The sequence below is a fragment of the Arenibacter algicola genome (assembly GCF_000733925.1).
Classification (GTDB): Bacteria; Bacteroidota; Bacteroidia; order Flavobacteriales; family Flavobacteriaceae; genus Arenibacter; species Arenibacter algicola.
Map to the genome: position 1 here is coordinate 2,624,431 of NZ_JPOO01000003.1, position 15,778 is coordinate 2,640,208.

12 protein-coding genes and 1 pseudogene are annotated in these 15,778 nt (G+C 38.7%); 1 reads left to right on the forward strand and 12 read right to left on the reverse strand.

The annotated features are described in order from the left end of the window. The first annotated feature begins 9 nt into the window (after positions 1 to 9). Positions 10 to 585 (forward strand): annotated as a pseudogene (locus tag U735_RS24755) (sugar O-acetyltransferase). A gap of 48 nt (positions 586 to 633) precedes the next feature. Here the strand turns inward: U735_RS24755 and U735_RS0121925 are convergent. The 12 genes from U735_RS0121925 to U735_RS0121980 all read right to left on the reverse strand — a co-directional run bounded on the left by U735_RS0121925 (position 634) and on the right by U735_RS0121980 (position 15,777). Next, positions 634 to 1,584, reverse strand: coding sequence for a nitrilase family protein (locus U735_RS0121925; RefSeq protein ID WP_031445870.1), 951 nt, complete (start codon positions 1,582 to 1,584; stop codon positions 634 to 636). 206 nt (positions 1,585 to 1,790) lie between these two features. After that, positions 1,791 to 2,750 carry an NAD-dependent epimerase/dehydratase family protein gene (locus U735_RS0121930; RefSeq protein WP_031445871.1) on the reverse strand — a complete coding sequence of 320 codons (960 nt, stop codon included), beginning with the start codon at positions 2,748 to 2,750 and terminating at the stop codon, positions 1,791 to 1,793. A 170-nt stretch (positions 2,751 to 2,920) separates the two neighbouring features. Beyond that, entirely contained in the window at positions 2,921 to 3,742 is an 822-nt protein-coding gene (locus tag U735_RS0121935) for a 3-keto-disaccharide hydrolase (RefSeq protein ID WP_034248676.1), read from the reverse strand. 673 nt (positions 3,743 to 4,415) lie between these two features. Further along, positions 4,416 to 5,828: a Gfo/Idh/MocA family protein gene (locus tag U735_RS0121940; protein WP_031445873.1), complete on the reverse strand. Its 1,413-nt coding sequence runs from the start codon at positions 5,826 to 5,828 to the stop codon at positions 4,416 to 4,418. A gap of 479 nt (positions 5,829 to 6,307) precedes the next feature. Beyond that, positions 6,308 to 7,438, reverse strand: coding sequence for an amidohydrolase family protein (locus U735_RS0121945; protein WP_198036672.1), 1,131 nt, complete (start codon positions 7,436 to 7,438; stop codon positions 6,308 to 6,310). Positions 7,439 to 7,536: 98 nt separating this feature from the next. Next, positions 7,537 to 8,619, reverse strand: coding sequence for a Gfo/Idh/MocA family protein (locus tag U735_RS0121950; protein WP_031445875.1), 1,083 nt, complete (start codon positions 8,617 to 8,619; stop codon positions 7,537 to 7,539). Positions 8,620 to 8,705: 86 nt separating this feature from the next. Next, complete coding sequence (locus U735_RS0121955) at positions 8,706 to 9,956, reverse strand: nucleoside permease (protein ID WP_034248678.1); 1,251 nt, start codon at positions 9,954 to 9,956, stop codon at positions 8,706 to 8,708. A 60-nt stretch (positions 9,957 to 10,016) separates the two neighbouring features. Beyond that, positions 10,017 to 10,625: a 3-keto-disaccharide hydrolase gene (locus U735_RS0121960; RefSeq protein WP_031445877.1), complete on the reverse strand. Its 609-nt coding sequence runs from the start codon at positions 10,623 to 10,625 to the stop codon at positions 10,017 to 10,019. A 25-nt stretch (positions 10,626 to 10,650) separates the two neighbouring features. Further along, the gene (locus tag U735_RS0121965) at positions 10,651 to 11,661 is read right to left on the reverse strand and encodes a formylglycine-generating enzyme family protein (RefSeq protein WP_031445878.1); all 1,011 of its coding nucleotides are present in this window, start codon (positions 11,659 to 11,661) and stop codon (positions 10,651 to 10,653) included. Between the two features lie 304 nt (positions 11,662 to 11,965). Then, complete coding sequence (locus tag U735_RS0121970; RefSeq protein ID WP_031445879.1) at positions 11,966 to 12,742, reverse strand: 3-keto-disaccharide hydrolase; 777 nt, start codon at positions 12,740 to 12,742, stop codon at positions 11,966 to 11,968. A gap of 150 nt (positions 12,743 to 12,892) precedes the next feature. Then, positions 12,893 to 14,194 (reverse strand): Gfo/Idh/MocA family protein, encoded by a 1,302-nt coding sequence (locus tag U735_RS0121975; RefSeq protein WP_031445880.1) that lies wholly within the window; start codon positions 14,192 to 14,194, stop codon positions 12,893 to 12,895. An 11-nt stretch (positions 14,195 to 14,205) separates the two neighbouring features. Continuing rightward, the gene (locus tag U735_RS0121980) at positions 14,206 to 15,777 is read right to left on the reverse strand and encodes a RagB/SusD family nutrient uptake outer membrane protein (RefSeq protein WP_031445881.1); all 1,572 of its coding nucleotides are present in this window, start codon (positions 15,775 to 15,777) and stop codon (positions 14,206 to 14,208) included. Position 15,778: the final 1 nt, after the last annotated feature.

Here is a 15,778-nt window from a genome sequence, read left to right on the forward strand (position 1 = left end):
AAAAAAATCGTGACTGAAAAAGAGAAAATGCTTAAAGGAGATTATTACGATTCAAGAGATTCGGAATTGTTAAAAATGTATCATAAAGCAAGAAAATTATTAAAAGAATACAATAATCTCAATTCAGAATTAACCCCCGAACGTGAACGAATTTTAAGCTAACTTTTTGAATTTAAAGGGTCGGGAGTTTGGATTGAGACACCATTTTTCTGTGATTATGGAGAAAATATTTCAATCGGAGAAAACACATTCATCAATACGAACTGTATGTTTTTGGATAATAATAAATTAACCATCGGAAAAAATGGGCTGATTGCACCTTATGTTCAAATATATACTGCGACTCATCCATTAAAAGCATCAGAACGAATAATTGGAAACGGAAACGAATCTCGTTATCTGACTTCAGCAAAACCAGTTACAATTGGCGACAATGTTTGGATTGGTGGGAATTCTGTGATTTTTCCAGGCGTAACGATCGGTAACAATGTGACAATTGGAGCGGGAAGTGTTGTAACGAAAGATATTCCTTACAACGTTTTAGCATTTGGAAATCCTTGTGAAGTGAAAAAGGAATTAAAATGAAAACGTGTGACAGTCGAGTAGGTAAAGGGGAAAGGACTAAGACTTTACTCAATCTTTGACCGTTTTCTCCTTCATCCATACTGGTGTTGTGTCCGATTTGTGATTTGCGCCAATTATGTCTTTGTAAAGTTCAGGTCTTCGAGCATTCTTGTATCTCCAACCTCCTGATAGTTGAATTTTTTCTTTTGTGATTTTTGAAATCGTTATGTCGTTTTCAAAGGATTTTATTTCGGATAAAACTTCTCCAAATGGGTCGATTATCATCGAATTACCATTTTTCAGATGTTCACCATCATAGCCAATCGGGTTCGTAAACGCATAGTAAACTCCATTGTCGTAAGCCCTTGCAGGTAGCCAACGCATTAACCAGCGCCGACCTTTTGGCCCGTCAAATTCCATTCGTAATGAAACAGGGTCGTCCTCACGATTTTGCCAATATTTGTCGGCTACATAATCCCGATGTGGCATTGCGGATGGTGTACAGCCTGTAACATGTGGCGCGAAAATTAATTCCGCTCCCAAAAGGCTTGTTGCCCTAACGTTTTCAATGACGTTATTGTCATAGCAAATCAAAATCCCGCATTTCCAACCGAGTAAGTCGAATACGCAATATTCCTCGCCAGCGGACATATATTTATTTATAAAAGGATGTATTTTTCGATACTTCGCGACCAGTCCATCTCCCGTAACGCAGATATAAGTATTGTAAATTTTATCGCCAGATCTTTCCACTAGACCTGCTAAAATCGGTATGTCCAATTCTTTGGAAATCTGAATCAATTCCTGTGTGCTTTTTCCATTTGGCACTTCTTCCGCTAAGTCTGTTATTTGTTCCAGGCTTAAATCCTTTGTATAGGTGTAAGCGGTAATTGACATTTCGTGAAAACTGATTAAGTCCGCTCCTTTGGATTTTGCTTTTTTCGCAAGTTTACGGATTACCGATAAGTTGTATGCTTTAGCTCCATCCTTCGGTTGAAATTGTGCTACTGATATGTTCATGTTCTGATGTATATTTTATTTTTGTGGTAGTAATTGAGCTATCCTATATTTGAACTTTTAAATCTTCTTAAGAATCACATCTCCACTATTTGCTATGGCTTTAGTGTATTGAATGTATTACACAGAAGATGAATTTCGAAGTTACCAAAAAGATTTAAGAATCGTACTTGAAGTTAACCTACACAATCCTTAATGAACCTAAAGTATCATAAGGAGATATTCTCCCAAGCCTCATCTATCATTTGCTCTAACCCGTATTCTGGCCGCCATCCAAGTAAAAATTTTGCTTTAGTGTTATCAAGCCAGGTAGAATGATATTTCGTTTCCATCTTTACCGATTTAATCTTACAAGTTTTTAAAAGGTAATCGGCTGCTTTCCTATAATTAAATGGCTCATCCATAGATATATTAAAAGTTTGCTGTTTTGCCTCGATGTGATCCAAGGAGATGCATATAGCGGAAACAAGGTCGTTTAGATGCACAATATTCCTTTTCATTGGGTTTCCATTAATATCGAGCATGAGAGGAATGATATTCGCTTTTTGATATTCCAACGCGGTTTGGGCCTTAATCATTTTATGCCATTCAGGTACACCTAATACCTGTTTCCCAAATGAAAGGTGCTTCTTTAAATCTTCACCTTGCATTATCCATGGCGCACGAAGACAGGTGCCATCAAGGTTGTATTGCACGTAATATTGTTGCAGCATGGTTTCCTCAAGTACTTTTGACAATGCATAACATCCAGGATAGGCTGAATGGGTCTGCTGCTCATTTATTGGGCTTTTGTACGGATAAAAATAATGTCCCACGGATGCATCTCCACCAATCAATATAAAACGTTTGAAACCACTGGCATTCCTACAACTTTCCAGTAACCAGAATAATCCCTTTATCGCAACATCCATAATTGTTTCAGGATCTTCCTTAGTGGTGGCCAGGTGGACCACATGGGTGATATCCTTCATGGCCTTTTGCACAGTTGCCATGTCTGAAATTGAACCATGGATAACCTCCAAACGGTTATTTGGAGTTAAACTGCGATGATGACATAAGGCTCTTATGGTTCCTTTTTGTTTTGGGTCACCAAAAAAAGCACTTATAAAAGCCCGTCCTACCTTTCCGGTGGCTCCGGTAACCAGTATTTTTTTTTCAAACGCTTTCATACTTATTTGATATTGTTTGTCCCAACGTTATGCTCTTAAAAATTTCCATTTACAGAGCCTATCGACAATAGGGTCGCTGGTTGCGTCCAAGATCTCTATTTAGGATATATGTCTTCAAACGGAGAGATAATTTAACGGTTCAAAAAGAACTATTAAGTAATTCTTCATTATCATTTTGATAATGGTATGAGCTCTACACGTCTAAAAAAGATTTCAGCTGCTTCGGATTGTATTTGGATGCGTCCTCTAGAAGGCTTTACATTAGTTGCTTTGTTAACCAAGGTCCCGTTAAGAAAAATAGTGATTTCATCATCTTTGACCTCACATTCCAAAAGGTTCCATTCCCCCACTGATTTTTCAACATCGTTTATGCCCCTAAAATCGATTACGTCTCTCCAATTTGGGTCACGGCCAAACCAGTTGATTCGATTTTCATTTATTGTCACCAAACGGCCGTTTGGTTGAAAAACAAATGAACTTCCTTGTTTTTTGTTTGCCACGGCACATGTAATTTGAAATTTATCACTCCCATCGCCCACCACTATAAAATCACCGGTACCGCCTTCAATTATTTGGCATTCTATGGAGGTCATCCATATTCCCTGCTTACTACCGTCCTCTCCTTGTGAGTGCAATAAAATACCACAGTCTCTTGCATTTTCCAGCCTAGGTTCGTGGGTTGCCATACCCCATTTAAATTCTGTGATAAGCCTATAATCTTTATATTCTTTATCAGTAGTAATACATCCCCATTCTTCTCCAGAAATCCGTATCATCCCATCTTGGACCGTAAAGACTTTCTTTGGGTCATTGTCGCGGCCACGATTTTGAAGAAAAGGATACCATCCGTCTAAATTTTCCCCATTAAATAATTCTATAGAAGCATTTTTCACAATGCTATCCATATAAGTTGACTGTTGGTTATCTTGTGCAAAAGATATGGCGCAGTTGCTAAAAATTGCAAAAATAAATATTAAAGTTAATTGTTTCATAAGTTGAACATTTATGGTTATAACTTATTAATAATGAGTACTTAGGGGTTAGTAAAAATTGGATAACCACATACGGTTATAACTCATATGTCTAAAAGAAATATCAATTCTAATAAGTGACATTAAAAGTATGATAAATTTAGTAGATTGGACGATGCCAAACTAATAAGATGACCTATGTTAACAGATGTTTGAGTCGTTTTGAATTAAAAAATATTAAAAATCAATGAGGCTGCCTAAGTGCCTTACGGTTTTTTTACGCTCTCTCATTGGGGCCTCAAGAAACCAGGTTTCTATAAAATTTACTGTAGTTGGATACATCCCAATTGAATTGAATGTCTAAAAGGATTGATAGCCACACAAGGTTAAGACAACAACAAAAAGGCTCCTAAAGGTAGGAGCCCTTCTTCTCAAAACTAACTCAACAACTAATTATAAAAATTCTTCAATTTGGAACAATTTCCCAGTACCTATCCTGACTTCTAAAGATTACACCTTAGCTTTTTTTCAGCACTATTGGCTTGTGTCCTTCTTTGGTCCTGAAATAAAAGATCAATATCAGATAGCAAGCCAACATGATAATTGGAAACACAATGACCTTGGCCAAGGCTCTTTGTGTTCCCTTAATTTTTTAGATCACCGACTAGGAAATTCGTTTCCATAAGTTACCGTTTTAACCAACAATCCCCAATGGCTTGGTTGTTTTCCAATTTCCTCTAGTAAAATCCGGAAACTCCTGTGGTGCCCCATTCTGGGCCACGGACACCTCACTAAGAGTCCCCACTGCACTCCAATAGCAACCTTCATAAACGTTTTGATCCAAGGGTTCACCTTTTCTTAAGCATTCTATTATGCGGTAACGCATAATAAAATCCATACCGCCATGGCCTCCCATTTTGGTGGCCAATTCTCCCAAACGTACATATAATGGATGTTCGTACTTTTCAAAAATCTTTTGTAATTGTTCCCCTTCTGCATACTCATGATGGCTATCAGGACCTCCTTCTACCCCGCCCTCCAAGGCAATTCTGGTGGGGAAACCTGTTAAGGTTCCTTTTGTTCCCTGTATTAGATTATGTCTGGTGTATGGTCTGGGGCTAGTTTCGTCCCATTGTACCATAATAGTCCTTCCCAGGTCAGTTTTAACGATCGATGTATTTATATCCCCCCCTTTGAAATCTAGCTTATTCCATTGGTGATCTGACTGGAAATTTTTAGCGGCATATAGGTTGCGTCCTTTGCCTGGTGACGAAAAGGAGTTTATGAATTTAAAATTATCCTCGCCTCTGGCCAAATTCATGTACTGGGCAACAGGCCCAAGTCCATGAGTAGAGTATAGATTACCATCGCGATTGGCATAATGGTAAGTTCGCCATGATCCTGTTCCCCGTTCTACCTCATTCATTTGCGATCGTAATTCGTGAATATAGGAAGCTTCCCCATGAAGCAATTCTCCAATAACCCCTTGTCTGCACATATTTAAGTAGAGGAGTTCTTCCCGGCCATAATTAACGTTTTCCATCATCATACAATGCTTCTGAGTCTTCTCTGATGTGTCCACTATATCCCACATTTCTTCCAAGGTCAGGGCAAGAGGTACTTCCACAAAAACGTGTGCACCACTATTCATGGCTTCAATCGCCATGGGCGCATGTAAATCCCAAGGAGTGCAGACGAAGACCGCATCCGGTTTTTCCTTTTTTAACATTTTTTTCCAATCGTTTTCCCCTTTGGTGTATAAGGTGATATCCTTATGGCGGGTACCTCCGCCGTTCTCTTTACAAATGACTGCGGATTTTTCGGCCAGATCCTGATATAAATCGCAAATGGCTACCACTTCAGTACCTTCGATTGCGGCAATTTGCTGGGCATGCCCAGATCCGCGACCTCCAACACCTATAAATGCACATTTCACAGTTTCCAATTTAGGGGCGGAAAAACTGCCCATATAAATAGCTCCCGGCTTAGGGTTAGAAATTTTATTTAAATTGTTGTCAGTTATGGAATTTGACCATGCAGGGGCCATCGCCAAACCCATTCCTGCTATGGATGTTTTTTTTATAAAGTTTCTCCTGTTTGAATTCATAGTCAATATTTAATTATTATTAATTTTATGATTTTTGTATTTCCGGTATTTTAGTATCGCCATAAACAAATACTTAACACTCTATCAAAGCACTTCCTAGTTGTTATGTGCATATGTATATTGGGTTGCCTCATGCTCATAGACCCTTTACTCACAATTCCCAAAGAAAGCCCTTCCTTGGGTAGGCATACCCTCCAATTCTTACCCTAAAAAATTTAGAGATGGAGCATTTCCAAATTTTATAATTTACTTTAACTTCCAAATTTCATTTCCTAAAAACTGATATTCTTGGCAGACTTAAGAATCCAAAGACCTAATTGAAAATCTTGGAGGTTCTCGTTTAAAAAAAGTTATATCTGGCACTGTTCATTTTATCTATATATTTTACTGGATACTACTTGAAAATTGTCCATAATTTAGTCTCCATTATCCTATGCTGATAACTTCGGTGTTTTAACTTTCTTAGGTAGCACAAAACATTAAATTCCATTAGCGGAAAACATCTTTAACCATTTTTTTGCATTGTGCGAAAATATTTTGTCCACAACTTCCTTCGGAAGTTTTAGTCCCTGAAATTCTCCATTTACCAAATCACTCGCTATCTTGTCATCAGTAACGAAATATTGCCAGTCGGACAACCATCTTTCATGTATTATCCGCTGAATTTCATTAGCATTACCTTCTCCATCATCTTGCAAATCCGTGGCGTATAGAAGACGATCTTGATATGTTATAAAAAATGCACGTACCTTTTCTCTATTTTCGATAGTTTGATAAAAAACTTGACCCATTCTGGCCGCGAGATCTACACTCATGTTAGGAAACCTGTCCAATCGTTTGGCCAGTTCGTCTACACTCCACTCTATACTCCCGATGTGAGCACCCATAAAAACCAGATTGGGGTGTTTTTCCAGCATTCGATCTCGGGCCGCAATCTGTTCCTCATAGGAGGGCAGTTCCGGATGTTTATACATGTGGTACTGTGGATGTTCTGCAAAGTAGCTCCGATCGTTGTTCGTTGTCATTTCATCTAGCGGAAGCCAACAGTTTTTAGGTTCGCCCAAATGTCCCACTAGAGGTATTTTTTTACTTGCCAAATAATTGAAAATAGTATCTAGCTTAGGGTTATCGACCATTATCAGTTGATCGTTCTTATCTCGAAAAACCATCCCTATATTCTTCCAGACCTTAACCGCAATTGCTCCTTCTGAAAAACACTTGTCAAGCCATGCAATGGTGTTCTTTGTAAAGTCCGGATTGTCCCAATCTTCTATAGAAAAGGAAGTGGCAATCTCAAATTCTTCAGGGTTATTTTTTTTCTGTGCTATACAATAATCGTACTGTTCTTTGATGTATTCCTCACCTTGGGAAAGATCGACCACAATATTTAGAAGACGAAAATTATCCTTCTTTGCCTGGTTTGCAAAACTGTTCCTATCCGTCATAACATGGGTATGCACATCAATTTTATCTATTTTGCCAAAGTCGTTCAAGGAATAAAATTCCTTATTCTCCTTACAGGATTGATGTAACACGAACAATGCTAAACACCCTATTATTTTCATAGTTCCAAAAAATTTCATTTTCTGCTTAAAACGAATAATTTCCATAACAAATTTTTTATACTTTAACAATAATACCATGACCAATATCACTAATCCCATAAATTGCTTTTCTTTCCATGAATATATCCTGGGCTTATTTAATTCTATAAATGGACCGTCTTTCCAGTAAGAACAGATTCATCACAAGCAAAGGCAATTCGCAAACTATTTACAGCATCCTCTAAATGAAGTGATAAATCTATATCTTCTTGTATAGCTTTATAGAAATAGCGTTGTTCCCTCGTACAGAGTTCTTGATGATCAGGCTCATCCTTCAAATTTATCCAAGTATCCTCCTTTATAAATTGATTAGTATCATCTAATGATGCATAATGACAACGTATCGATTCGGTTTTGGTATGTGATTCCACCGAGTCAGATTTTCCTGTACCAGAAGCTTCCTTGGCCAAAATGGAAACCGACCCTTTTGGCCCAAAAACATCCTTTATAAAAAAAGCAGTTTCACTAATCATTGGTCCCCAACCCGCTTCATACCAGCCAACCGACCCGTCTTCAAACCTAATTTGTAACTGACCATAATTATAATTGTCTTTGGGAATATCTTCTGTCAATCTAGCGCCAATGGCACTTACTTGAATGGGTTTAGAACCGGTCATTTGACACATGACATCTATATAATGCACTCCACAATCCACTATTGGGCTTAGACTTTTCATTAAATTACGATGTACATCCCACATTGTACCCTTGCTTTGCTGATTAAGGTTCATCCGCATTACCAAAGGTTTACCTAAATTATGGCTTAATTCCACAAAACGCACCCAAGAAGGATGGTGCCTAAGTATATAGCCTACAACTACCTTTTTTCCCGTCATTAAGGCTACATCCGCTACACGCTTGGCACCTGCTACCGTATCGGCCAGGGGCTTCTCAATAAATACATGACAACCCCTATTTAAGGCTTCTATAGCAAATTCTTCATGAGTATCGGGATAGGTAGATATACATACTGCATCGGGATTACTTGTTTCCAATGCCACTTTTAAATCAGTGAACAGTGGATATCCCCCCCCTAACTTATGGTTTAGGACTTCTTTACTCATACCGGTGGAAACTAACCCGCAAATTTCAAATTCTTCTAAAGTATGATAAGCTGTTGCATGCGATGCACCCATATTTCCACAACCAACTACTAGAACTTTTACTGGCCCGCTTTTATTAATCATAATATTTTATTTTTAATTATAATGGCGCTCATCATATGGATAACTTAAATTTCTGTTTTTAGATCAGACCCATCGACCAACTCCTTTTAAACTTTTTTTTCCGCTTTGGATAAAATGTTCTGCTCCTTGTAATCTTCTTTTATATATCCAACTAATTTTTCCTTAAAGAAAAATAAGAACGTTAAACCGACCATTAATGCAATTATTGCCGGTACTAGCCAAATGGTTTCCCATTGGTAGCTCATTTTGCCTTTGATGTTTACAAGAAAGTTATCGGTTATCGCACCGGAAACAAAAGAACCTATAAACATTCCAACACCATAAGTAGCAAAAGTTATAAGTCCTTGGGCAGCGTTTCTAAAAGCCGGTTTGGCCTTTTTATCAATGTAAATCTGACCAGAAACAAAAAAGAAATCATAACATATACCATGCAAAATAATCCCAAAATATAGCATCCAAATTCCTGAACCTATATCCCCATATGCAAACAATAGATAACGTACTACCCAAGCAAACATACCTATAAGCATCATTTTTTTAATTCCGAGCTTCATAAAGGCAAGGGGCATTAATAACATAAATAAGAATTCGGATACTTGACCCATGGTCATCTTGCCCGCAGCATTTTCCATACCGATATCATTCAGAAAAGGATTGGCAAAATTGTAGTAAAAAGCTAATGGAATACAAATGATTATTGAGCTTAAAAAGAATACAACAAAAGAACTCTGTTTAAATAAAACCAAGGCATCCAGTCCCAGGATGGAGGAAATACTAGCACTTTTCCCCGAAGGAGGGGTGCTTGGCAAAAAGAAGCTTATGATTCCTATGAGGACAGAACAATATGCCGCTATACGAAACGTCATATAGGAATACTCCAATTCCATGAATCCTATTAAGAGCCCGGCAGCGATCCATCCTACAGTACCCAAAACCCTAATGCTTGGAAACTCTTTTCCTGGATCCTTCATTTGAGAAAAGGAGATGGAATTCGCCAGTGACATTGTGGGCATGTACAGCAATGTATAAAGTAAGATCAACCACCAGAAATTTTGAAAATTGTCTATCGTACTTATATAGTATAAGGTAACAGCACCCATTAAATGTAAAATTCCCAATACCCTCTGGGCGGCGAAGAACCGATCAGCTATAAGCCCAACGAAAAAAGGCGAAAAAATAGCTGCAATAGATAAATTTGCGTAAGCAGCTCCAACTTGAGAAGGATTGGCATCCAATGAGGACAATAGATATGTCCCCATTGTAACATACCAAGCTCCCCAAACAAAATATTGAAGTAGCATCAGTACGGATAAACGTAGTCTGATTGATTTATTCATTGTGGTTTTTAGGTAGCAATTTTAAACTTATGGACTTTGTTTCCGGAAAGGAAACGGCTATTATTTTAGTTCTTGAATATTGATATTCTTCCACCTCACTTTTATTCCTCCTCCACTATGAATTTGTAAAGCAATAGACCCTCTTCCTTCTCCAATTTTATCATCGGTTAGTTCAACCATTTGCTTGCCGTTCAACCAAGTGACAATTTTATCTCCCTTGGCCTCTATACGCATATGGTTCCAACCATCTGGATTAAGGTTTTTCTCATCCTTGGGGTCGGGTTTAATAATCCATCCCCTACCGCCTTCCGTAGATTCATAAATTCCTCCAGTATGTAAATCTGGCGGTGCCACCTCTACCTGCCAACCTCTAATAGTTGTTCCATCTTTACCTCCAACATGCGAGCGTATAAAAATTCCGCTATTGCCATTGGCTTCCAATTTAAAATCAAGATCTAAAATAAAGTTCTTATAAGGCTTGTTTGTAGAGAGATATCCATACTTTTTTTCAGGACCACTCTCACAAACTAACTCTCCACTATCTACATACCAATACTCCGTACCGTGTTTAGTCCATCCAGATAGGTCTTTACCATTGAACAAACTCTTACTCCCTTGTGCGTAAAAAAAACCTGTGCTAAATAAAAATGCAAAAATTAAATACTTCATGATTTATTGTTTTTATGTTTATACTTTAAAAATCATCCATTACTTTGACCCAATATTTTTCTATCTCCTCTTTGGAGGGCACTTCCTTTGGTCTAACAAGCCTAAAACCTACGAATGGCGCATCCGTTAACCACCAAATACTTTTTGGCATTTGGGGATCTCGCTGTTTCCATTTGTTGGAGGAACCGCGGCGATTTGCGGAACGTAGATCAGTACCATTATCCATCCATGAGCCCCCGCGAACGGATCGGGGATACAGTGTGGTAGGCTTGAAATAGGGGTTTTCCACAGTGTTTCCTTTCATTTTTTTGAAGTAATCCTGGCTGTATTGGTCTGCAGTCCATTCTGATACGTTCCCGTGCATATCGTATAAACCAAAGGCATTCGGTGCCTTGGTCCCTACTTTTTTATATCCTTCTCCACTGTTCGCCTTAAACCATGCAAATTTGTCGAGTTCCTTTGGGTCATTTCCAAAATAGTACACGGTTTTAGATCCTGCGCGGCAGGCATATTCCCACTCGGCTTCCGTAGGTAAACGATAAAAATGACCCGTTTTTGTAAAAAGCCATCTGGCGTACATCATGGCAGCATACTGGGTCATGTTAATCGCCGGAAATCCCTGTCTTCCCATCCCAAAGCTCATATCTATGTACATCGGAGTAGCGCCAGACACCCCATCTACCATAGTCTTGGAACCATCTTTCAGCGTGACTTCCCTTGAATTCATATTTACAGACTTCTCGTCTAGGAATTGACTGTACTGTTCCCATGTTATCTCATAGGCTCCCATCCAAAATGAATTTACCTTAACCTCCTTTTGAGGTCCTTCATCACTGCTTCGACCAACTTCATTAGGAGGACTTCCCATTAAAAAGGTTCCTCCATTTATAGGAACCATATTGATAGTTATTTCCGATCCTGGAATTTTTTCCGCATAACGCCCGAATCCGGAACTTTGCGATTCATTAAGAATTGTGCTGCCTATTAAAAAATAATTGACCACCGCCAAACCAATAAGCCATGAAAAATAACGCATATATCTTTTATCAACTTTAAATTGAACATATTACCTAAACCAAGGGTCAATGACCCTTTATAATTACTACCCAAAAAATTGAGCTCAATGTATGCTGTACTAATCAGGCAAAGACCTTTTCATTTGTGTCCATACACGAAGTGCGTGATAATCCTAAAAACGGATTTCAAACTGCTAACGAAAATTACTTAACTTGATTTTGAATTGAATCTACTCAATTCAATCGATAGATCGTTGGTGTATTGTATGGGTCATACAAAAATGAAATTATACTTCAGCTAATTATATTTTTTGAAATTTCTACTTATTTATTAAGTTCACGGGCCATTTGCTCTGCAGAAGTTACCCCTGGAGGAAGCTCTATCACTTTAAAATTCCTGAAATGAATTTCCGCTCCCTCCGATTCAAGACACAGATAGCCTTTCTTTTGCGTGGATTTAGAAATACCATTTACAAATTTTCCGTTGACGGAAAGCTTTATAACCCCATCTACGCATACTACATCATACGTATTCCATTCTCCTTTTCCCTTACACCGGTTTTCAATGGACTTGCTCCGTTCCCCTCTTGGATTATCTGGAATGGTAACGACTCCGCCTACTCCCCAAACTTCACCATGAACGTAGGCAATTGGTGGCATAATACCGTCTTTTACGTGTAGGTCCACCCAATCCAGTTCCAACATTTGAATTTCAACGCCATCCGGCAAAACCGAATCTCCTTTAGGGTCAGCACCACTCCAAGCAAAAACACCAGAGTTGCCTCCTGCCTCCATATGTTTCCATTCTACGTGTAGAATGAAATTCTCATATTGTTTCTCCGATCGTACAACACCTATAGGGTGTCCCAAGTTTACCAATACGCCATCCGCACCCACGGTCCATCCTTTTTTTACGGTATTAACATTTATCCATTTAATGATGGATTCATCTTCTGATTTCCCCGATATCATATTTTCCCAGGTGTTCGATTTACCAAATTCAAATTCAAACTTTTCATTCTGGGCGTTGGCATGGTAAGCCGTTATTAAGAGCAAAAAGGCCGATAAATGGGCAACGGTACACTTTCTTATACTATTCATGTTCTTTATAATTAACATTAGTTTTATCAATAATAAATGTAAATTGGACTTCACTTAGTAAACACTTTTCGTCCAAAATAAAATAGTTAATTTTGAAACGAAAAGTGGCACCAAATTGTTAACACGTCAAATTCACGAGACCTACAATTTTTATACCGGCTTGGCGGGACCGGGAATTGCTATTCCGGGTCCCTCAAATTTTAAATCCCAACTGTATTCGTTATTATCCGGACCTAGGGAGACCATAGAATTAATGGCCTCATCCCAAGTAATAATTTGACCTGAATAGGCGGCATCCCTGCTCATTATGGCCATCAATGTACTATTAGCAGCCATTTCGCCATCGTTGATAGCATCTCCCTTACGAATAGAACTAAAAAAAGCATCATGTTCCGATTGGTACATATCGTTTCTCTCCCCTTCGTACTTCCAAGCATTTTTACCCCATATTTCGTGTCGATTTCCCTCATAAAAAGCATTACCTTCTGAACCAGCGACTTCTACAGAATTTCTAGATGACCCTCCAGTTAATTGCCGTGTAGCCACATTTCCTTTTAAACCGCCTCCGTAATCCAATTCTACAGAAAAATGATCATATATATTGCCATACTTTTCATCGGTACGCCACTGCCTTCCACCTACACCAGAAGCGGATAGCGGCATTCTTTCTCCCATAGCCCACGAAATCATATCCGTGCTATGAACGAACATTTCAACAATAAAATCACCGCCCAACCAATTGTAATAATACCAGTTGCGCATTTTATACTGCATATCGTTCCAATCCGGTTGTCGGTCTTTATACCACAATTCTCCGCCGTATCTTGTTGAAGAAATGGATTTAACTTCCCCTATTTCTCCATTTAGAACTTTTCCGAAAAGCGCTTGTTTCTGAAGGTCATATCTAAAGCACAGGCCAGAAACTATAGATAGATTCTTTTCTTTGGCCTTTTTTGCTGCTTCCAAGACTTTTCGTATACCCGGACCATCCACAGCAACCGGTTTCTCATAGAACACATGCTTACCGGCGTCTATGGCTGCAGTGAGGTGCGCTGGTCGAAATCCCGGGGGAGTGGCCAAAAGTACCACATCTACACCGGAATCGATTAATTTCTGATAAGCATCAAAACCTACAAATTGAAAGTTTTTTTTCACTTCTGCTCTTTGTCCATGAGCTTTTTTTAAAATTTCTAGGGAACTTACCAACCTATCTTCGAAAGCGTCCGCCATGGCATGCAAAACGGTGTCGGGATCAGCCCTTAAGGCCTGTACGGCCGCACCGGTACCTCTCCCCCCACAACCTACCAATCCTACTTTCAATACTTTATTCTTTGTAAGGAATGGATTTGCAAAGCCAGCGTTTAGGGTCGCCGCACTAAAAAGTGTAGCGGCCCCTGCCTTTTTTATGAACGCTCTTCTGTCTGTGCCATCTATTGATACAATATCTTTCATAGCCATAATATTTATTTAGTATAACCCGGATTCTGGGTAATTACGTCGTTAATATCCATTTCGCTCTGAGGAATAGGCCAGCAATAGTCTCTATTTTCATTGAAAGTAGCAACCCTTCCATAGTCCAAAATTACCCATTGTCCTGAATCATCCTTATAATACATTCCTTGCACCAACCCGGCCTTTACGTTACCAATCTTCCAACGATTAATATCAAATAAACGCAAACCTTCAAAAGCCAATTCCCGTGCTCGCTCATCCCTAACAATTTCTCTTAATTCCACTTGCGACTTTCCCTCTGGAATTGCAGGCATATTAACAGTTTGTCTTTGTCTTACTGCATTTATAGCATCATATACCGATTTATCTATTTCGTCCAACTCTATTTTAGACTCTGCATACATCAATAAAACATCTGCATAACGCATCAAAATCATATTTATGTCACCAAGATTTGAATTAGCAGCAAACGACTCATAGTCCACCCACTTCTTTAAATTGTAACCATTAACCGTAGCAAATTCAGTACTATTTGTCTTATCCGGGGTAGTACTACTTGGCCAAGAATTATATATGCCATTTCCTACAGGCTGTCCCGTATAATACGCAATATAGTTCCATCTTGGGTCTTTGTTCTCAAAAGGATTATCAGGATTCACAGGTCCTATGTACTCATACTTTTCAAAAAGACCGTTCATTGGCTCAACTCCAGAACTTCCCCCCAAAGAAGCTGCAGAATAACCAAATGCATTATAAGTATCTCCACCTACTGCGAATTGCCTGTCAAAAATTACCTCTGAGGAATTTTGTCCTATGACTTGGAACAATTCTTGATAATTAGGGTAGAGATCATAAATACCCAAATTCATTACCGCCATGGAGGCGTCTCGGGCAACCTGAAAATTATTGTTACGGATCGCCACTCTCGCCAGCAAGGTTAAAGCAGCTCCCTTGGTAACTCTGCCTACGTTATCTCCCGTATAGCTTAATGGCAATGCATTGGAATCTATAATATCATTCAGTTCATTTGTAATAAAAGTGACAATCTCTTCCCTTGAATTGGTAGGGCGTTGATCATTTATATCAATTACTTCAGTGATCAAAGGTACATTACACCATAAACTAGAGAGTTGCGTATAATAATAGGCCCTAAGAAATCTGGCTTCCGCGGTTATTCTTGCAATTTCAGCTTGATCACCATTTACAACTTTAACAATATTTGCAACAACATCGTTTGCCCTTCTGACACCTATATAATACCGATTCCAAATGCCCGTAATTGTACTGTTGGAAGGGTCAATTTCACCAAAACGTACATCATTAAATGTAGGAACATTGGAATATTTGTGATATCCAATATCAGTAACACCATCCAAAGCCATAACCATTTGCGTACCATCCAATTGGGCATACACGGCATTAACAGCTAATTCCGCATCGTTTACTGTAGACCAATATGTAGTTTCCGAAACTGCACCCGTTGGTTCTAAATCTAAACCATCATTAAACCCTTCACTACATCCCGTTAACAAGGCAATAACAGCGAGGAATAATAAACTTTTTATATTATTATATCTTTTCATA